General features: G+C 61.6%; 20 protein-coding genes. 15 read left to right on the forward strand and 5 right to left on the reverse strand.

Features of this window, described 5'->3' with window-relative positions:
- The first annotated feature begins 26 nt into the window (after window positions 1–26).
- Together purB and ACQKP1_RS11070 are read left to right on the forward strand one after the other, a co-directional pair.
- The gene (purB, locus tag ACQKP1_RS11065; RefSeq protein ID WP_427275259.1) at window positions 27–1328 is read left to right on the forward strand and encodes an adenylosuccinate lyase; all 1302 of its coding nucleotides are present in this window, start codon (window positions 27–29) and stop codon (window positions 1326–1328) included.
- A 79-nt stretch (window positions 1329–1407) separates the two neighbouring features.
- Window positions 1408–1698 carry a hypothetical protein gene (locus ACQKP1_RS11070; protein ID WP_427275260.1) on the forward strand — a complete coding sequence of 97 codons (291 nt, stop codon included), beginning with the start codon at window positions 1408–1410 and terminating at the stop codon, window positions 1696–1698.
- A gap of 12 nt (window positions 1699–1710) precedes the next feature.
- Here the strand turns inward: ACQKP1_RS11070 and ACQKP1_RS11075 are convergent, their stop codons facing one another.
- Together ACQKP1_RS11075 and ACQKP1_RS11080 are read right to left on the reverse strand one after the other, a co-directional pair.
- Window positions 1711–2502: a DUF2189 domain-containing protein gene (locus tag ACQKP1_RS11075; RefSeq protein WP_427275261.1), complete on the reverse strand. Its 792-nt coding sequence runs from the start codon at window positions 2500–2502 to the stop codon at window positions 1711–1713.
- Window positions 2503–2743: 241 nt separating this feature from the next.
- A complete protein-coding gene (locus ACQKP1_RS11080) occupies window positions 2744–4402 on the reverse strand; it encodes a tannase/feruloyl esterase family alpha/beta hydrolase (RefSeq protein WP_427275262.1) in 1659 nt (552 codons plus the stop codon).
- Window positions 4403–4569: 167 nt separating this feature from the next.
- Here ACQKP1_RS11080 and ACQKP1_RS11085 point away from each other — a divergent pair, with 167 nt between their 5' ends.
- The 3 genes from ACQKP1_RS11085 (at window position 4570) to ACQKP1_RS11095 (ending at window position 7771) form a co-directional block, all read left to right on the forward strand.
- Window positions 4570–5124, forward strand: a complete 555-nt coding sequence (locus ACQKP1_RS11085; protein WP_427275263.1) for an RBBP9/YdeN family alpha/beta hydrolase — start codon at window positions 4570–4572, stop codon at window positions 5122–5124.
- 133 nt (window positions 5125–5257) lie between these two features.
- Window positions 5258–6277 carry a PAS domain-containing protein gene (locus tag ACQKP1_RS11090; RefSeq protein ID WP_427275264.1) on the forward strand — a complete coding sequence of 340 codons (1020 nt, stop codon included), beginning with the start codon at window positions 5258–5260 and terminating at the stop codon, window positions 6275–6277.
- 57 nt (window positions 6278–6334) lie between these two features.
- Window positions 6335–7771 carry a putative bifunctional diguanylate cyclase/phosphodiesterase gene (locus ACQKP1_RS11095; protein ID WP_427275265.1) on the forward strand — a complete coding sequence of 479 codons (1437 nt, stop codon included), beginning with the start codon at window positions 6335–6337 and terminating at the stop codon, window positions 7769–7771.
- Between the two features lie 38 nt (window positions 7772–7809).
- Here the strand turns inward: ACQKP1_RS11095 and ACQKP1_RS11100 are convergent, their stop codons facing one another.
- Window positions 7810–8124: a DUF1476 domain-containing protein gene (locus tag ACQKP1_RS11100; RefSeq protein ID WP_203016396.1), complete on the reverse strand. Its 315-nt coding sequence runs from the start codon at window positions 8122–8124 to the stop codon at window positions 7810–7812.
- Window positions 8125–8367: 243 nt separating this feature from the next.
- Here ACQKP1_RS11100 and purC point away from each other — a divergent pair, with 243 nt between their 5' ends.
- The 5 genes from purC to ACQKP1_RS11125 all read left to right on the forward strand — a co-directional run bounded on the left by purC (window position 8368) and on the right by ACQKP1_RS11125 (window position 10786).
- Window positions 8368–9132 carry a phosphoribosylaminoimidazolesuccinocarboxamide synthase gene (gene purC, locus ACQKP1_RS11105; protein WP_006726144.1) on the forward strand — a complete coding sequence of 255 codons (765 nt, stop codon included), beginning with the start codon at window positions 8368–8370 and terminating at the stop codon, window positions 9130–9132.
- Between the two features lie 18 nt (window positions 9133–9150).
- Window positions 9151–9393, forward strand: a complete 243-nt coding sequence (gene purS / locus ACQKP1_RS11110) for a phosphoribosylformylglycinamidine synthase subunit PurS (RefSeq protein ID WP_427275266.1) — start codon at window positions 9151–9153, stop codon at window positions 9391–9393.
- A gap of 19 nt (window positions 9394–9412) precedes the next feature.
- Window positions 9413–9670, forward strand: a complete 258-nt coding sequence (locus ACQKP1_RS11115; protein ID WP_203016398.1) for a hypothetical protein — start codon at window positions 9413–9415, stop codon at window positions 9668–9670.
- Entirely contained in the window at window positions 9667–10338 is a 672-nt protein-coding gene (gene purQ / locus ACQKP1_RS11120) for a phosphoribosylformylglycinamidine synthase subunit PurQ (RefSeq protein ID WP_054149748.1), read from the forward strand. The genes ACQKP1_RS11115 and purQ overlap by 4 nt, the downstream gene beginning before the upstream one ends.
- A gap of 61 nt (window positions 10339–10399) precedes the next feature.
- Complete coding sequence (locus ACQKP1_RS11125) at window positions 10400–10786, forward strand: hypothetical protein (protein ID WP_203016400.1); 387 nt, start codon at window positions 10400–10402, stop codon at window positions 10784–10786.
- Here ACQKP1_RS11125 and ACQKP1_RS11130 read toward each other — a convergent pair whose 3' ends face one another.
- Window positions 10787–11047 (reverse strand): DUF1127 domain-containing protein, encoded by a 261-nt coding sequence (locus ACQKP1_RS11130; protein WP_203016402.1) that lies wholly within the window; start codon window positions 11045–11047, stop codon window positions 10787–10789.
- Between the two features lie 82 nt (window positions 11048–11129).
- On the opposite strand from ACQKP1_RS11130, the gene ACQKP1_RS11135 reads away from it, so the two are divergent.
- From ACQKP1_RS11135 to ACQKP1_RS11145, 3 genes are all read left to right on the forward strand, one after another.
- Complete coding sequence (locus ACQKP1_RS11135) at window positions 11130–12545, forward strand: PLP-dependent aminotransferase family protein (protein WP_427275267.1); 1416 nt, start codon at window positions 11130–11132, stop codon at window positions 12543–12545.
- A 137-nt stretch (window positions 12546–12682) separates the two neighbouring features.
- Window positions 12683–14905 (forward strand): phosphoribosylformylglycinamidine synthase subunit PurL, encoded by a 2223-nt coding sequence (gene purL / locus ACQKP1_RS11140; RefSeq protein WP_427275268.1) that lies wholly within the window; start codon window positions 12683–12685, stop codon window positions 14903–14905.
- A gap of 113 nt (window positions 14906–15018) precedes the next feature.
- A complete protein-coding gene (locus ACQKP1_RS11145) occupies window positions 15019–15252 on the forward strand; it encodes a BolA/IbaG family iron-sulfur metabolism protein (protein ID WP_054149753.1) in 234 nt (77 codons plus the stop codon).
- Between the two features lie 59 nt (window positions 15253–15311).
- On the opposite strand, the gene ACQKP1_RS11150 is transcribed toward ACQKP1_RS11145, so the two are convergent.
- Window positions 15312–16466 carry a hypothetical protein gene (locus ACQKP1_RS11150; RefSeq protein ID WP_427275269.1) on the reverse strand — a complete coding sequence of 385 codons (1155 nt, stop codon included), beginning with the start codon at window positions 16464–16466 and terminating at the stop codon, window positions 15312–15314.
- Window positions 16467–16586: 120 nt separating this feature from the next.
- Between ACQKP1_RS11150 and ACQKP1_RS11155 the strand changes: the two genes are divergently transcribed.
- Both ACQKP1_RS11155 and grxD read left to right on the forward strand, forming a co-directional pair.
- Entirely contained in the window at window positions 16587–16817 is a 231-nt protein-coding gene (locus tag ACQKP1_RS11155) for a hypothetical protein (protein ID WP_427275270.1), read from the forward strand.
- Window positions 16818–16924: 107 nt separating this feature from the next.
- The gene (gene grxD, locus ACQKP1_RS11160; RefSeq protein WP_054149756.1) at window positions 16925–17257 is read left to right on the forward strand and encodes a Grx4 family monothiol glutaredoxin; all 333 of its coding nucleotides are present in this window, start codon (window positions 16925–16927) and stop codon (window positions 17255–17257) included.
- Window positions 17258–17319: the final 62 nt, after the last annotated feature.

Consider the following 17319-nt stretch of genomic DNA (forward strand, 5'->3'; position numbering starts at 1 on the left):
CCCATGTCCAACGAAAGACGAGCCCGATGATCCCGCGTTACTCCCGGCCGGAAATGGTCGCCATCTGGTCACCCGAAACCAAGTTCCGCATCTGGTTCGAGATCGAGGCCCATGCCTGCGACGCGCTCGCCGATCTCGGCGTGATCCCGAAGGAATCCGCCCGCACCATCTGGGAAAAGGGTGGTCCCGCCGAATTCGACGTCGCCCGCATCGACGAGATCGAGGCTGTCACCAAGCACGACGTCATCGCCTTCCTGACACATCTCGCCGAATTCATCGGCCCTGACTCGCGCTTCGTCCACCAGGGCATGACCTCGTCGGACGTTCTCGACACGACGCTCAACATCCAGCTGGTCCGCGCCGCCGACATTCTGATCGCCGACATGGATCGGGTCCTGGCAGCGCTGAAGGCCCGCGCCTTCGAGCACAAGGACACGGTCCGTATCGGTCGCAGCCACGGCATTCATGCCGAGCCGACGACCATGGGCCTGACCTTTGCTCGATTCTATGCCGAAATGGCCCGCAACCGCGACCGCCTCGTCAACGCCCGTGCGGAAGTGGCAACCGGCGCGATCTCCGGCGCCGTCGGCACCTTCGCCAATATCGACCCGCGCGTCGAAGAGCATGTCTGCGCAAAGCTCGGTCTCGTGCCTGAGCCGATCTCGACGCAGGTTATCCCGCGCGACCGCCATGCGATGTTCTTCGCCACGCTGGGCGTCGTCGCCTCCTCGATCGAAAACGTCGCGATCGAAATCCGCCACATGCAGCGCACCGAAGTTCTGGAGGCGGAAGAATTCTTCTCGCCGGGCCAGAAAGGCTCGTCGGCCATGCCGCACAAGCGCAACCCGGTTCTGACCGAAAACCTGACCGGCCTTGCCCGCCTGGTGCGCATGTCGGTGGTCCCAGCCATGGAGAACGTCGCCCTCTGGCACGAACGTGACATCAGCCATTCGAGCGTCGAGCGGGCCATCGGCCCCGACACGACCATCACACTCGACTTCGCCCTCAACCGTCTGGCGGGCGTCATCGAGAAGCTCGTGATCTACCCTGAGAACATGTTGAAGAACATGAACAAGTTCAAGGGCCTTGTCATGAGCCAGCGCGTGCTTCTGGCGCTGACGCAAGCCGGCGTTTCGCGCGAGGACAGCTACCGCCTCGTCCAGCGCAACGCGATGAAGGTTTGGGAAAAGGGTGCCGACTTCCTGGAAGAACTGCTGGGTGATGAAGAGGTGCGCGCCGCGCTTTCGGAAGACGACATCCGCGAAAAGTTCGACCTCGGGTACCATACCAAGCATGTCGACACGATATTTGCCCGCGTCTTCGGCTGATACCCGGCGAGCGGACATGTGACATAACGAGACGGGCGCGGAGACATTCGCGCCCGTTTTGATTGGGGAGGAGTAAAGCATGCCAAGCCTATCACGCCTCCTTCTGTCGGCGATCGCTGCTCTGGCCATCTTCGGCCTCTTGCTCCTCAATGGAAGCGGTTACGACTGGATGGCTGAACTCGACCCGGGCATCGAACCCTCGACGATCGAGACGGATGGTAACCGCGCACTCGTCCGAAATTTGCTGCTGACAACCGCACTGGGGGCCTCGGCCCTGATGGCCATCGGCGCGAAAACGAGGGGCGCACGAATTCTGCCCCTCGTCTTATCGGTGCTGGCTTTGGCCGCCTACGTCTTCAGCGCCGCCTGACGGCCACCAGAACTAGACCACCAGCCGGCGATAGAAGTGCCAGGTCGCATGGCCGAGCACCGGCACAATGACCACCAGCCCGACCATCAACGTCGCCATCCCGATCGCCAGCAGTGCGGCCACCATCAGGCCCCAGACGGCGACCGGCACCGGATTGGCAAGACTTGCCCGGACCGAGGTCGAAACCGCCGAGGCGGCGCCGCAGTCGCGGTCGAGCAGCATCGGAAAAGCGACGATGCTGATGACGAGCGCGACTAGCGCAAGAACGAAGCCAAACGCGTTGCTCCAGAACAGGAAGGCCAGCGCATTGGGATGGTCGAGAATTCCGCTCGCAAAGGCAAAGAGGCCCGGCGAAGGATAGTCACCGATGAGCGAGAGATAGAGCCCGCGTGACACGACCAGCCAGACCATGAAGAGCGTCAACAGGTAGAGGCTCATCATCAAGAGAGCGGGCAAGGATGGCGACTTGAAGAGGTTGAGCACGTCGGACCAGTCTGCAGGCTGGCCGAGTTCGCGGCGACGGCTGATTTCCATGAGCCCAAGCGCCAGAAGCGGGCCGACAAGCGCAAAGCCGGCCAGGAGCGGATAGACCATCGGCAGCAGTTCGACGCCGGCGCTCCAGCCGATCATGATTGCGCCGGCAATCGGATAAATCAGCGCGACGAAGGCATAGTGGGAAGGCTTTTCGCGAAAATCCTCATAACCTTCGCGCAAGGCTGCGAAGACGTCGGACACGGCGATCTGCCGTACCGCAGGCCTGACAATCGTGCCGGTGGCACCGGTCATCACATGAAATGTCGACATTCTCACTTCCTCCTCGAGCAACAGGGTCTGTAAGCTGCAAAGTGAAATGCGGGCGGCGTCGGGCCGGATCGGTCGCAACAACGCGCCGTCAACAGGGCCGCCGCATGCCTGAAGGAACATGCGACACGCTTGTCCTGAGCTAATTAGTGTATCAGCTAACATTTGTCATGTCGTGCGCAAGTTACGCACGAAGCCGTGAAAGCCCCGGCAGATCGGCAGTGCCGCTGCCGGGGCCGGACCGTCAACGGCAGATATAGCGGCCCTCGCCTTCGGCGGAGGGATCGTCCGCGGCACGCGTCACGGAGGGATAGGGGCAATAGAGGAAGCGCGTGCCCTCGAGCGTGGCCGCTTCCGCATTATCTTCCGTGATTCCTGCCGCAACGCCGGAGGGCGCATTGCCCTGCTCGACCCAGTCGACGAGTGGCGTGAAGAAATCGAAGTCGTTGAAGCTCGGACCACTGGCCCCATGCGGCATTCCGGGGATGCGGTAGAACTTCACGAAATCCGACGCCTTGCCATCATGGTTGGCATCGAGCTTCTTGTACCAGTCAACCGTATCGACGACCGAGAAGACCGGATCGGAATTGCCGTGGAAGACGAGCATCTTGCTGCCCGCCTCCCGGAAGGCATCGAGCCGCGGATCATCGGCACCGGGCGGCACCATGAAGTCCATGGCCGACTCGGTAAAGGTGTCGTCGGTGGCTGCAATCTTCGCACCGTCGCGCACAACGTCGAAGTCGCGCAGGAAGGCGATCAGCTCGTCCGGCGTGCCGCCCACTTCCGTTGGCGGTGTCGTGAAGACCTGGGCCAGCGACGCTGCCCCCATCACCCCGATGATCGGCCTGTTACCCCAGGGTTCGATCGGGCTTTCGAGCTTCCAGGTGCGCCAGTTACCAGAGGCGATGCCGGTATCGAAGATCCAGTGCGTATAGAGCGCCCTGCCCTCGACATCCCTAGGACCGGCGACGGATGTCTTGAGCGCCTCGATCTGTTCCGGACGAAGGCAGCCGGTGTTTGCCCCGCTCTCGCAGGCAAGGGTCTCGATCTTGAAAGTCGTTTCGCAAGCGTCGGCATCCGCAACGATGCCGTCCGAGACACCGTCGAGACTGTCGCAGGCGGCCAGCACCCCATCAGCCACGAGCTTCAGGTCATCCCGACTTAACGCCTTTGCGATGTCGGCATCGACCTTTGACCAGGCCTGGATATCGAGCGCATGCTGGATCGCCGCCTTCGGCAAATTGAAACCGGGATAGCCGACCAGCAATCCGTCGAAGACCTCGGGCATACGCTCCGCCGCCATCATGCCGTGCCGGCCGCCATTGGAGCTGCCAATCCCATAACGATAGGCGATCGGCTTGCCGTAATGCGTCTCGACGATCTGTTCGGCGAGCGGCTGCAGGGTCGCAACGGCGCCGTAGCCATAGTCACGGCGCGCCTGTGGATCAAAGCCGAAGGCCGCACCGCCAGCCAGACCTCGGTCCGGATTGGCATTGCCGTCGTGGCCGGCATCGCTAGAAACAACGGCGTAGCCGCGTCCCAGCGCCGTATCACTCTTGCGGCCTCCGAGAAGTGGACCGAGCGCCGGAACGACCGCGCCGTCATTGCCGCCGTTGAATTGGTGGACGAAACGCTCGTTCCACTCGACCGGCAGCCGCAACTCGAAGCGGATCGTATAGGTCTTCCCATCGATCCCCCGCCTGTCGGGCGTTTTGCCCCTGACCAGGCAATGAGCGACGGAAACCTCGTCGCCCGGCGGCGTCTCAACAGCCTCGGTGATCGTCACATCGGATGGTTGGTTCTCTGACTTGGCGAGGTCGGCGCAAGCGATGGCCGCCTTCGCGGCAGACGGATCAAGGGCGAGCAGCAGCAGTGCCGCCGCCGTCAAATGGACGTGCTTCATGAAATTCCTCCCGGTAACGGCCCTGATCGATCTCCTCCCGATCCGGGCACGACGCGATCGTAACATCGACGCCAAACTCGAACTAGTAAGTGTTGCATATTATTTTTTACGATCCTGCAGGCTGCCCCAATCTTGACGAGGACCATGCGGGACAGCAGATAGGGGCCATGAAAGTTTCAGATGCAGAAATCCTGATCGTTCCCGGCTACACCAATTCCGGCCCCGACCACTGGCAAACCCGGTGGGAGGGCCAGCTGTCGACGGCACGGCGCGTCGAACAGGCGGAATGGTCGAAGCCCGTGCGCGATGACTGGGTCGCCCGCGTTGCCGAAGAGGTCAACGCGGCCACCAAGCCGGTCGTGCTCGTCGGTCATTCGCTCGGCGTCCCCGCGATCGTGCACGCAATCTCGGAAATGAAGAAAAAGGTCGCCGGCGCCTTTCTGGTCGCCCCACCCGATGTCTCCAATCCCGAGATCCGGCCGAAGCACCTGATGACTTTCGGGCCATATCCGCGCCTGACCCTGCCCTTTCCGTCGCTCCTGATCGCGAGCCGGAACGACCCCTTCGGCGAATATGCCCATGCCGAGGACATCGCCAATGCCTGGGGATCTTTCCTCATCGACGCAGGCGAATCGGGTCATATCAACGCCGAATCCGGACATGGACCGTGGCCGGAAGGCACGATGGTTTTCGCCCAGTTTCTCGGCCGTCTGCAGGGCTGAGCCGGGAGCAATCGCCCACTTCGGATGAGCTCCAAACATCGCGTTAATCCCGGCATTGTGAGGGCTAATTTAAGCCCTTCTTAAGCGAGCACTCATAGACTCCGCGCAACCATGTGCAGCGAGGAGCCTGATTTTGCGCCCACAAGCGGCCTCTCCATCCACCCCCGGCGCGGGTGGTATCGACATCGCCTGCCTCCCCTGGCCGGCGGCGTGGCTCAATCCCGACGGCATCATCCGGACGATGAACAAGGCTTTGGGGGCGGCCCTTGGGGAGACTATTGTGCCCGGCGACAATTTGGCCGGCCACCTGCAGGGCGCCGACGCCGCCAAATTGCTGCTCGCCCTTGGTCGGCTGATGGACGGGGCTCCGTCGACACTGGAAATATCGACGCCGGGCAATGACGCAAAGCACTTTGTCGTCACTCTGGCGGGCCATGCCACCGCAGGCTCCCTAGACGGCTCAGTACTCCTCCAGATGACGGATGTGACAGACCTTCGTCGCCAGTTGAATGACGTGCAGGAGCGCGAAAGCCGCTGGAACCACGCGCTCGTCGGCTCGCTCTTGGGCGTCTGGGATCAACGCAGTTCGGGCGAACTCTATTACTCCGACGTCTGGCGCGAGATCCGGGGAATGGGACCGAACGACACCTTTCCACCTACAATGGAGGAATGGCTGGAACTCGTGCATCCTCAGGATCGCGAGCGCGTCTTACATTGCATCGAACGGCAGAACGCGGGCGATCCCGACTACAGCGTCTTCCAGTACAGGGAGCTTCACCGGGACGGACACTATGTCTGGATCGAGTGCCGAGGCGCCTGCGTGGAGCGCGACGAAGATGGCAAGCCCGCCCGCATCATCGGCACCGACACCGACATCAGCGCCCGCAAGCAGCAGGAAGAATGGCTGGAGGGTCTCTCCCGCCGCCTGAAGCTCGCCATCGACATTTCGGGTATCGGCATCTTCGAAACGGATTTCGAGGCCGGCACCAGTGAATGGGACGAAGGAATGCGCCGCATCTTCGAGGTCGACAACGATTGTGAAGTGCAGATCGGCGGATTCTGGGAGAGCAAACTGCATCCGGAAGATCGAGCCCGGACCCTGGCTTACGTCGCGACGAAGATCGCCGAACTGAAGCCCTTCACCGACAATTAGAGGATCATCGCCCGGGACGGCAGCACGCGCTACATCCGTTCCAACAGCCTCCCCTTCATGGACCACGACGGCCGCCTGAAGATGATCGGCGTAAACTGGGACGTCACCGAGGATCAGCGCCTGCGACAGGAACTCGAGCAGCAGAAGATGCTGGCCGAAGCGCGCAACGCGGAACTCGAGCGGACTCGGCTCGAGGCCGAGCAATCCGCCCTTCACGACTACCTCACGGGTTTGCCGAACCGGCGCTATCTGGAGGAAAAGCTCGAAGAATGGCGTGTCGGCAAGGGTACGCTCGGCTCCGGCATCGCGATCCTGCACATCGATCTCGACCGCTTCAAGCAGATCAACGACACGCTGGGCCACGGCGCCGGCGACGCCATGCTGAAACTTGCGGCCCGCATCTTGCGTGACAACATCCGCGTCAGCGACTTCGCGGCACGAATCGGCGGAGACGAATTCGTCGTCCTGATCGACCACGACGGCGCAACCGCAACCCTCGCCGCCATCGCCAGCCGCATCATCGACCAGATGCGCCAGCCGGCCTGGTACAACGGCCAGGAATGCCGATTTGGGGCGAGCATTGGCATCGCGCACACGCTGGCCCGCGACATCGATCCGAAACAGTTGCTGCAGAATGCCGATATCGCCCTTTACAAGGCGAAAAATCTCGGTCGCAACCGGTTCGAATTTTACAAGCAGGCAAGCCGGACCTTGCTTGCCGACACCAACCGCCTGTCCAGCGAACTTCTGCGCGCTTTGGAGAACGACGAGATATTCCCGCACTACCAGCTGCAGTTCGACGCGCGCACACGCGCCGTTGTCGGCGCGGAATGCCTCGCACGCTGGCGCCATCCGACGCGCGGCATCCTGGGGCCTGACAAGTTTCTTCCGATTGCCGAAGAGTATGGTGTTCTGGCACAGATCGATGGCCTGATACTTGAAAAGGCGCTTCGCGACCTCGAGGTCTGGCGCGAGGATGGCATTGCGCCGCCGAAAATCTCCGTAAACGTCTCGGCCCGCCGGCTTACTGACCCCGACCTGGCGCGCGGCCTCGCCGATCTCCACATCAAGCCGGGCACGGTGTCATTCGAACTTCTGGAGAGCGTCTTCCTGGATCGTCAGGATTCTGCCGTCATGAGCAATCTCGACATGCTGCGACGCCTGGCGATCGACATCGAGATCGACGATTTCGGCACTGGCCATGCTTCGATCGTCGGACTTTTGAACCTCAAGCCGACCACCCTGAAGATCGACAGGCAGCTGATCGAAGACATTCCACGCAGCCAGGAGCAGCGGATCCTCGTCAAGTCGATCATCCAGATCGCGCGCTCGCTCGGGATCAAGGTGACGGCCGAGGGCGTGGAGACGGAAGAGCATGCCCGCATTCTCGCCCGGCTGGGTTGCGACGTCCTGCAGGGTTACGGCCTGGCCCGCCCGGCCGGCTTCGGTGATGTCTCCGAACGGCTCAGAAACAGAAAATCCGCCCAAGGCTGAGCCCGGGCGGATTGTCGTTGCAGTCGCGGATCGTTTGATCAGCTGTTCTGGATCTGCTCAATGGCCTGGCCGAGGAACTCGATCATTTTAGCGCGCAGTTCTTCGTCGGTGATCGACACGCCACCAGCCGTCAGATCGCCCATGACCTTGCGGATCACATCCTCGTCGCCAGCCTCTTCGAAATCGGCAGCGACGACTTCTTTCGCATAGGCGTCCGGATCGGCCTTGCCGAGCAGGCCGGCCGCCCACAGACCCACCAGCTTGTTGCGGCGGGCTTCCGCCTTGAAGCGAAGCTCCTGGTCGTGTGCGAACTTGTTTTCGAAGGCCTTTTCGCGATCACTCATGCCGCTCATATCGATCTCCCGTTCTGTCCCGTCATAACGCGGTTTGGTTTCCCCATTAATCAAAAGGGAGTACAAAGTGCAATGCAAACTTCCGCGATTCCAGCTGAGTCTCCGATGGCGCGACGTTTTGGCAGGAAGGGGTGATCTGCGCATTGTGAAAACCGAGGTTTTCCGTTAAGGGACCGCTTCAAAGACCGATCCACTGCATCCGCGCAACTGGCGCCGGGATGCCAACAATAGAGAAAACCACCCATGAACCGTCGCCGCCGCGTTTACGAGGGCAAGGCAAAGATCCTCTATGAAGGTCCCGAGCCCGGCACGCTGATCCAGTTCTTCAAGGATGATGCAACGGCATTCAACAAGAAGAAGCATGAAGTCATCGACGGGAAAGGCGTTCTGAACAACCGCATCTCTGAATACGTCTTCACGCATTTGAACAAGATCGGCATTCCGACCCACTTCATTCGCCGCATGAATATGCGCGAACAGCTGATCAAGGAAGTCGAGATCATCCCGCTCGAGATCGTCGTGCGCAATGTCGCCGCCGGCTCGCTCTCGACCCGCCTCGGCATCGAGGAAGGCATCGTTTTGCCGCGCTCGATCATCGAATTCTACTACAAGTCGGACACGCTCGGTGACCCGATGGTCTCTGAAGAGCACATCACCGCCTTCGGCTGGGCGAACCCTGCAGAACTCGACGACATCATGGCCCTTGCCATCCGCGTCAACGACTTCCTCTCCGGCCTCTTCCTCGGCATCGGCATCCAGCTCGTCGACTTCAAGATCGAATGCGGCCGCCTCTATGAAGGCGACATGATGCGCATCATCCTTGCCGACGAGATCTCGCCGGACAGCTGCCGCCTCTGGGACATCGAGACCCGCGAGAAGCTCGACAAGGACCGCTTCCGCCAGGATCTGGGCGGGCTGCTCGAAGCCTATCAGGAAGTCGCCCGCCGGCTCGGCATCATGAATGAAAACGAACCGATCCGTGGCACCGGCCCGGTTCTCGTCAAGTAAGCTTTGGAGAAGAGATCAGTGATCAAGGCACGCGTCACCGTAACCCTGAAAAACGGCGTACTTGACCCTCAGGGCAAGGCCATCGAAGGCGCGCTCGGCGCGCTCGGCTTCGACGGCGTTGGCCAGATCCGCCAGGGTAAGGTCTTCGATCTCGAGCTTGCAGGCGAAGACAAGGCCAAGGCTGAAAGCGACCTGAAGGCGATGTGCGACAAGCTCCTCGCCAACACGGTCATCGAGAACTATACTATCTCCATCGCCTGAGGGTTGCAGGAGATGCGCGATGGCTGACGTCACCAGCGAATTGATGTTCGAGCTTCTGAAGCGGATTCATGCCGATGTTGCGGACGTAAAGCTGGGGCAGCGGGAGTTGCGCGCCGAGATGAATGCGATACGGGGTGCACTCGTTTCCGTGCATCAGGACATCCACAACATCCACACGACGCTTGCTCGCCAAGAGACGCGTCTCGATCGGATCGAAAATCGCCTGGAACTGCGCGAGTTCCAGGAAGCCCAGATAAGGTTTGAGCCACAGCCATGAAATCAGCCGTCGTCCAGCTCCCAGGCCTCAACCGTGACCGCGACATGATCGCGGCGCTCACCAAGATCTCCGGCCATGCGCCGGTGACGATCTGGCAGACGGAGACCGAGATCCCGGATGTCGACCTGATCGTCATCCCCGGCGGCTTCTCCTATGGCGACTATCTGCGTTGCGGCGCGATCGCCGCACGCATGCCCGTCATGCAGGCGATCAAGGAAAAGGCCGAACAGGGCGTCAAGGTCATCGGCGTCTGCAACGGCTTCCAGATCCTCGTCGAAGCCGGGATGCTGCCAGGCGCCCTGATGCGCAATACCTCGCTCAAATTCGTCTGCAAGGAAATCAAGCTCGAGGTCGTCAACGCCGATACCGACTTCACCCGCGCCTATGCCAAGGGCCAGATCATCCGCTGCCCGGTCGCTCACCACGACGGCAACTATTTCGCCGACGCCGAGACGCTGAAAACGATCGAAGGCAACGGCCAGGTCGTCTTCCGCTATGCCGACGGCACCAATCCGAATGGCTCGATGAACGACATTGCCGGCGTGATCAACGCGAAGGGCAACGTGCTCGGCATGATGCCGCATCCGGAAAACCTGATCGAAGCCGCCCACGGCGGCAACGATGGCCGCGGCATCTTCGCCTCGGCGCTGGACGTCATCGCGGCCTGAGGTAAGCTTCGCTTAACCACAGACCTTTAAGGGAAGGCGGCCATCAGCCGAAAGTTCGCCCATGCGCCGCCTTGCTCTCTCAGCCATTCTCGTCGCAGCAGCCGGCCTCGCGGCCTGCAAGCCTGAGGCTCCGCGCCCTCCTGCGAACGGACAATCGGCCCTCGACATCATGGAAAAGGTCGCCGTCGCCGCGAACACCTGCTGGTTCAAGTCGGGCGACGCCGCATTCAAGGCCTACCAGCTTTCCCCTGAACTCAGCTCCTTCTCCGGTCGCCCACGCATCCTCCTGGTGCGCAAGGGATCACGCGACGACCGCCCCGTACTGGTCGTTCAGGCTGAAGGAAAGCCCCCTCGGCTGGACGCTTTCGGCCCCCTCTTGAACGAGGATGTGGCGCCGCGGATTCGCCAGGACGTCGTTCGCTGGGCCAATGGCAGAAAAGACTGCTGATCAGAACGGCGGCTGGACCGGCCGATCGAGCAGCAAAAGCCGAGATTTCCTTATTTCACGCAAAGCCATCTCAGGCGACAGTCCGACATCGCGCAATTGCTCTTCCGTCAGTTGCGAAAGGTGCGCACGGGTCCTGCGTCCCCGCCACCACAGCTTGAGCATTCGGGCAAGACTGCTCAATGGCGACGATGATTCCTTGCGGACCGGCAAAGCGATGTCGTGACGGGAGTCGTTCGGCGCGATTGTCTCTATTGTCACCATGACGGCAGTTCCTTGCGTTTTCATCTCAACGAAGCCTCTATGAATTGACTCCCAAAGGGTGACAATCTATAGAATTGTCCTCATGACAAATTGGCTTCCTTCACTCGACACTGGCACCGGCCCGCTTTACATCCGCATTGCGGATGACGCAGAAAGCGCTATCAAATCAGGCGCCCTGCCCCATGGAGCAAAGCTCCCGCCGCAGCGCGATCTCGCCTATGATGTTGGGGTGACAATAGGAACAATCTCGCGTGCTTACGCATTGCTTCGGGAACGCGGGCTGGTGACCGGCGAGGTTGGCCGCGGCACTTACGTTCAGGCGAGTGACGGCAACGAAATCCCGGCCCGCGATCCCGTGACGATCAATTATGGGGGCACCCGGGCGATGGTTCCGCCGCCGGGCAAACTGCGCTTCGACACGACGGCTGCGATCGATGTCGGTCAGGCCGAGACGGTCGGCCGGATCATGGCGGAGATCGCAACGGCTCATCCGGGCGAGATCTCGAGCTATACCCGAACACTCTCTCCCGATTGGCTGGAGGCCGGTCGGCTCTGGCTCGCTTCGGGTAGCTGGCAGCCGGAGGCCGAGCAGGTCCTGCCGCAGCTTGGCGTGCATGCCGGCATCAATGCCGTCGTCGCCGCGGTCAGTGGTGCCGGCGACCGGATCGTCTGCGAGCATCTCACCTATTCGCAGGTGTCGCGCAGCGCCAACCTCATGGGACGCCAGATCGCGCTGGTCGATTCGGATCAGGACGGCATCCTGCCCGAGGACTTCGAACGCGTCTGTGCCCGCGAACATCCCAAGGCAGCCTTCATCATGTCCTCGGGCCAGAACCCGACGCTTGCCTGCCTGCCGCTCTCCCGCCGCAAGGACATCGTCGCCATCGCTCGCAAATACAACGTCTGGCTGATCGAGGACTATCTTTATGGCGGCATGATCGACGACCGCATTCCGCTGCTGGCGGAACTCGCGCCCGATCGCACCTTCCTGCTGAACGGCCTGTCGAAATCGGTCGCAGCCGGCGTGCGCGGCGGCTGGGTCGCCTGTCCGCCCCATATGAGCCAGCGCGTGCGCGTCACCCAGAAGATGGTGAGCGGCGGCTTGCCCTTCCTTCTGGCGGAACTCTCCGCACGGCTGGTGCTGTCAGGCGCTGCGGGTGAAATCAGGAGCAAGGTTCTGACAGAAATCGGCGCGCGCGAAGCAGTCGTCCGCGAGCTTTTCGCCGGCAAGGAATTGCGCGCCCATCCGCGCCTGCCCTTCTTCTGGCTGAAGCTGCCCGAGCCCTGGATGTCCGGCACCTTCAAGCAGGCGGTGCTCGATGCCGACGTGCTGATCGACGACGAGGACGAGTTCAAGCCGGCGCGTTCGTCGCGGGTCTATCATCATGTCCGCGTTGGCTTCAGCGAGGGCCGGGATCGCTCGATTTCCATCGAGGGGCTGAAGACGGTCCGCCGCATCCTCGACCAATCCCCCCTCGGTACCAGCGCCATCGTCTGACCATCGGGAATAGCCAAGGCTTCTTGGGCTGCAAAGCCGCAGGAAAGGCCTGATTGCGCGCATTTTTCAAGTGCGCCGGGCGCAGGCTTGCGTTATAGCCTGCCTCGAAACCGATCTCCCATTTCCCTGAGAGCCAGATGACCGTTTCCAACTCCCGTCCCATCACCGCAGAATTGATCGCAAGCCACGGCCTGAAGCCCGACGAATACGATCGCATCCTGAACCTGATCGGACGCGAGCCGACCTTCACCGAGCTCGGGATCTTCTCGGCAATGTGGAACGAGCACTGCTCCTACAAGTCTTCGAAGAAGTGGCTGAAGACGCTGCCGACCAAGGGTCCGCGCGTCATCCAGGGCCCTGGCGAAAACGCGGGCGTTGTCGACATCGATGACGGCGACGTCGTGGTCTTCAAGATGGAGAGCCACAACCACCCGTCCTACATCGAGCCCTATCAGGGCGCGGCAACAGGCGTCGGCGGCATCCTGCGCGACGTCTTCACCATGGGGGCCCGTCCGGTCGCCGCCATGAACGCCCTGCGCTTCGGCGCACCCGATCATCCGAAGACCAAGCATCTGGTCGCTGGCGTCGTGGCCGGTGTCGGCGGTTACGGCAACTCCTTCGGCGTGCCGACGGTTGGCGGCGAAGTCGAATTCGACGCCCGCTACAACGGCAACATCCTGGTCAACGCCTTTGCCGCAGGTCTCGCCAAGGCGGACGGCATCTTCCTGTCGGAAGCCAAGGGCGTCGGCCTGCCTGTCGTCTATCTCGGCGCCAAGACCGGCCGTGATGGCGTCGGCGGCGCGACCATGGCGTCGGCCGAATTCGACGAGTCGATCGAGGAGAAGCGCCCGACTGTTCAGGTCGGCGACCCCTTCACCGAGAAGTGCCTGCTGGAAGCCTGCCTCGAGCTGATGAAAACAGGCGCTGTCATCGCCATTCAGGACATGGGTGCCGCTGGCCTCACTTGCTCGGCTGTTGAAATGGGCGCCAAGGGTGACCTTGGCATCGAGTTGCATCTCGACAAGGTGCCGGTGCGCGAAGAGCGCATGACGGCCTATGAAATGATGCTGTCGGAAAGCCAGGAGCGCATGCTCATGGTGCTCGAGCCTTCCAAGGAAGAGGTCGCCAAGGCGATTTTCGTCAAATGGGGCCTCGATTTTGCGATCGTCGGCTACACCACCGACGACCTGCGCTTCCGCGTCATCCACCAGGGCGAGGAAGTCGCCAACCTGCCGATCAAGGAACTCGGTGATGAGGCGCCGGAATACGACCGTCCCTGGGTCGAGCCGAAGACGCCTGCCCCGCTCGCCGAAAACGACATCCCGGCCGGCGACGTCGCAGACGCCCTCCTGAAGCTCGTCGGCTCTGCCAACAACTCCTCGCGCCGCTGGGTCTACGAACAGTATGACACGCTGATCCAGGGCAATTCACTGCAGCTTCCCGGCGGCGATGCCGGCGTCATCCGCGTCGAAGGCCACGCAACGAAGGCACTCGCCTTCTCCTCCGACGTCACGCCCCGCTATGTCGAGGCCGACCCGTTTGAAGGCGGCAAGCAGGCTGTTGCCGAATGCTGGCGCAACATCACCGCGACCGGCGCACTTCCGCTCGCCGCGACCGACAACCTGAACTTCGGCAATCCCGAGCGCCCTGAGATCATGGGCCAGTTCGTATTCGCCATCAAAGGCATCGGAGAGGCCTGCAAGGCGCTCGATTTCCCGATCGTCTCGGGCAATGTCTCGCTCTACAACGAGACCAATGGCCAGGGCATCCTGCCGACCCCGACGATTGCCGGCGTTGGCCTGATGAAGGACTGGAAGAAGATGGCCCGCATCCGCTTTGCGGCCCAGGGCGAAGCGATCCTGCTGGCAGGCGCCCCGTCCGGCTGGGGCACGCATCTCGGCCAGTCCTGCTACCTGCGCGACATCCATGGCCGCACCGACGGTCCAGCCCCACATGTCGATCTCGAGCATGAAAAGAAGGTCGGCGATTTCGTTCGCGGCCTCATTCAGGATGGTCTGACGACCGCCGTGCACGACTGCTCGTCGGGTGGTCTGGCCCTTGCCGTTGCCGAAATGGCCATGGCGTCCGGTATCGGCGCGCATATCAACGCCTTGAACGATGCCAACCCGGTCGCAGTCTTCTACGGCGAAGACCAGGGCCGTTACGTCCTGACGGTCAAGGAAGCCGATGTCGACCAGGTGCAGGTCCGCGCTGAAGCAGCTGGCGTCTTCTGCCCGTGGATCGGCCGCACCGGTGGTTCGAACGTGGTTCTCGGCGATGCAAAACCTGTAGCGGTCGAGGACCTCAAGACGGCCCACGAAGGCTGGTTCCCAGCCCTCATGGAAGGCGAGCTTGCCTGAGTTCTTGATCACATGCCTGTGGAGCATGGGGTAGGCGCTGCCTGCCCCATTGAAACGCCTCAGCGAATGCACGATAGTTCTCACATTGCTGATTTGCATGAGGGATCCATTACATGCCGATGAAACCAGGCGACATCGAAGACATGATCAAGGCCGGCATTCCGGGAGCGAAGGTCGTCATCCGTGACCTCGCGGGAGACGGCGATCACTACGCCGCCGAGGTCGTCGCCGAAGCCTTCCGCGGCAAGAGCCGGGTCCAGCAGCACCAGATGGTCTACGACGCCTTGAAGGGCAACATGGGTGGCGTTCTGCATGCACTGGCATTGCAGACAAGCATCCCCGACTGACCAAGGACGCACCGATATCCAGACGCGAGAAGGCCTGCCCTATCAGTGGCGGGCCTTTATCATGATGGGGCTTGAAGCTTCGGGGCCGTCGCCGAATCCAGCGTCTTGAACGACAGCGCCGGCAACGGCCCCGCCGTCATCAGCGTGAAGTCGAAACCGCTCGGCTGATCCGGTCCCAGCACATATTGCCGATGCATTCTCAAGAAGTCGCGGCGGTTCTTCTGATAGCGCTCGGCAGACAGCGCATGCTTGAAGCGGATGAAGACGAGCTTCGGTTGCGGCGCGTCTGCGTGTCCCGACAGGGCCGCGGTGTGGCACTTGTAGAGATGGATCGGGTCCGTCAGGCACTGGATATCAAACCAGTCGATGGATGGATGACCCGCAAGCGCCCCGATCCGCTGTCTGAGCAGGGATGCAGATGACAGCAGGCTGCACTGCAGGGCGGCACCGCCCAGCGTAACGAAGACGAGCCTTCGTCCCTTGAGCGCGTCCGGTGACTTTTCGAGAAGTCGCGCAATGACGGAAATGGCGAAGTTCGCACCCATGCTGTGCGATGTCACGAGAATCTCGTCGGCAGGACCTTCCAGGGCCGCAGCCGCCTCTCCTGCCGCCCGCTCGATGATGGCATCCACCTCCTGGCGATTTTCCGCAACGGCCACCGCCAGACGCCAATCCGCGAGCAAATGCAGGACGTGGTACCGCTCCGAAAACGGAATGACCCCGTGGCGGAAGACGAGAGAGCCGGCAGGCACGGACAGCAGCAACCACCAGGAAGAGAGATCGATCGCAGAGGGAATGGCTGCGATGTTCACCGCCAGTGCAATGCCAGCGGCCAGGAACAGGAAGGGGAAAAGGAAGAAAAGACCAAAGCGCCAGGCATGACGGAAATAGCCCCAGGCACCGCCCTGCCAGACCACGTCGAAGCCCGCCTTGAAGCCTTTCGCAATCTGCATCCAGAGCGGCTCTGACCGCATGGTAGAAATCAGGGCATTGTGGTCGAAGACATGGATCTGCGTCCGGACCGCATAACTGTCCCCATGGGTATTCACCGCGAAATGTGCACCCTGCCCGTCAACCACGAGGTCCCCGACATTAAATCGCGCATGCCAGACGGCCGAGGCTTGCGCTGCCGAACGCTTGTAGCGCTGACGATGGGCTTCGGCGTCGAGCGGTTCGAAGCCCGGAAAATGCAGCACGATGCGGCTTTGGATCATTGAGACTGTCACTTGATAGACGGCAGGCCGCCGCAGGTGGCGCTTGCTAGACGAGAATTGCGCTGATTTAAAGAGCGAAGGGAACAAAACCCTCCGAATTCGAGGGCATGGGGAGCAGAGATGGCGGATCTGATCGGCAACATCGTCAAGGACGTCGTGGAAGGCGTGCTGAAGGAGATTCTCAAGAAGTCGACCCGCAAGGGCACCACGCGCCGGCGCAAGCGCCAGGCGCGCTCCGCGACCACGGGCCGTTATATGCGCAAGACGACGAAACGTGTCAAAGCCCCTGCCCGCAAACAAGTGAGCCGTCGCCGCACGGCTGCCAAGCGCAGCCGCCAGCGCAGCCGTTAATTCCGGCGCTGTCGCAAAGTCGCCACTGGCAAAAGTAAAGCCGTGTTGCTATTTCTACGGCAGATCGAAGCTGCCGCCTTGAACGGCATGTGAAAAGGAAGAATGCCATGAGCGCCCACGAATTCATCGACAACGAAGTCAAGACCAACGATGTCGTCCTGTTCATGAAGGGCAGCCCGCAGTTTCCGCAGTGTGGTTTCTCCGGTCAGGTGGTTCAGATCCTCGATTACCTCGGCGTGGACTACAAGGGCGTGAACGTGCTCGCCGACATGGAAATCCGCGAAGGAATCAAGCAGTATTCCAACTGGCCGACCATTCCGCAGCTCTACATCAAGGGCGAGTTCGTCGGCGGTTGTGACATCGTCCGCGAGATGTTCCAGGCCGGTGAACTGCAGAAGCATTTCGAAGATCAGGGCATCGCCGTCCGCGGCGCTGCCTGACAAACTCTGCCGCAAGGCTTTATAAATCTCCAGGCGATGAAGGCGTTGTCCCAAGCAACGCC

Origin of the sequence: Allorhizobium sp. NPDC080224 (assembly GCF_050281005.1) — a bacterium.
Classification (GTDB): Bacteria; Pseudomonadota; Alphaproteobacteria; order Rhizobiales; family Rhizobiaceae; genus Allorhizobium.

Bases quoted from the DNA above. Each gene is read 5' to 3' on its own strand.
- ACQKP1_RS11145 (WP_054149753.1), top strand. From the start codon at position 15,019: ATGCCGATGAAACCAGGCGACATCGAAGACATGATCAAGGCCGGCATT.
- purC (WP_006726144.1), top strand. From the start codon at position 8,368: ATGAACCGTCGCCGCCGCGTTTACGAGGGCAAGGCAAAGATCCTCTAT.
- ACQKP1_RS11100 (WP_203016396.1), bottom strand. From the start codon at position 8,124: ATGAGCGGCATGAGTGATCGCGAAAAGGCCTTCGAAAACAAGTTCGCA.
- purQ (WP_054149748.1), top strand. From the start codon at position 9,667: ATGAAATCAGCCGTCGTCCAGCTCCCAGGCCTCAACCGTGACCGCGAC.
- ACQKP1_RS11130 (WP_203016402.1), bottom strand. From the start codon at position 11,047: ATGGTGACAATAGAGACAATCGCGCCGAACGACTCCCGTCACGACATC.
- ACQKP1_RS11155 (WP_427275270.1), top strand. From the start codon at position 16,587: ATGGCGGATCTGATCGGCAACATCGTCAAGGACGTCGTGGAAGGCGTG.
- ACQKP1_RS11070 (WP_427275260.1), top strand. From the start codon at position 1,408: ATGCCAAGCCTATCACGCCTCCTTCTGTCGGCGATCGCTGCTCTGGCC.
- grxD (WP_054149756.1), top strand. From the start codon at position 16,925: ATGAGCGCCCACGAATTCATCGACAACGAAGTCAAGACCAACGATGTC.
- ACQKP1_RS11085 (WP_427275263.1), top strand. From the start codon at position 4,570: ATGAAAGTTTCAGATGCAGAAATCCTGATCGTTCCCGGCTACACCAAT.
- ACQKP1_RS11095 (WP_427275265.1), top strand. From the start codon at position 6,335: ATGGACCACGACGGCCGCCTGAAGATGATCGGCGTAAACTGGGACGTC.
- purB (WP_427275259.1), top strand. From the start codon at position 27: ATGATCCCGCGTTACTCCCGGCCGGAAATGGTCGCCATCTGGTCACCC.
- ACQKP1_RS11080 (WP_427275262.1), bottom strand. From the start codon at position 4,402: ATGAAGCACGTCCATTTGACGGCGGCGGCACTGCTGCTGCTCGCCCTT.
- purL (WP_427275268.1), top strand. From the start codon at position 12,683: ATGACCGTTTCCAACTCCCGTCCCATCACCGCAGAATTGATCGCAAGC.
- ACQKP1_RS11135 (WP_427275267.1), top strand. From the start codon at position 11,130: ATGACAAATTGGCTTCCTTCACTCGACACTGGCACCGGCCCGCTTTAC.
- ACQKP1_RS11150 (WP_427275269.1), bottom strand. From the start codon at position 16,466: ATGATCCAAAGCCGCATCGTGCTGCATTTTCCGGGCTTCGAACCGCTC.
- ACQKP1_RS11115 (WP_203016398.1), top strand. From the start codon at position 9,413: ATGGCTGACGTCACCAGCGAATTGATGTTCGAGCTTCTGAAGCGGATT.
- ACQKP1_RS11075 (WP_427275261.1), bottom strand. From the start codon at position 2,502: ATGTCGACATTTCATGTGATGACCGGTGCCACCGGCACGATTGTCAGG.
- ACQKP1_RS11125 (WP_203016400.1), top strand. From the start codon at position 10,400: ATGCGCCGCCTTGCTCTCTCAGCCATTCTCGTCGCAGCAGCCGGCCTC.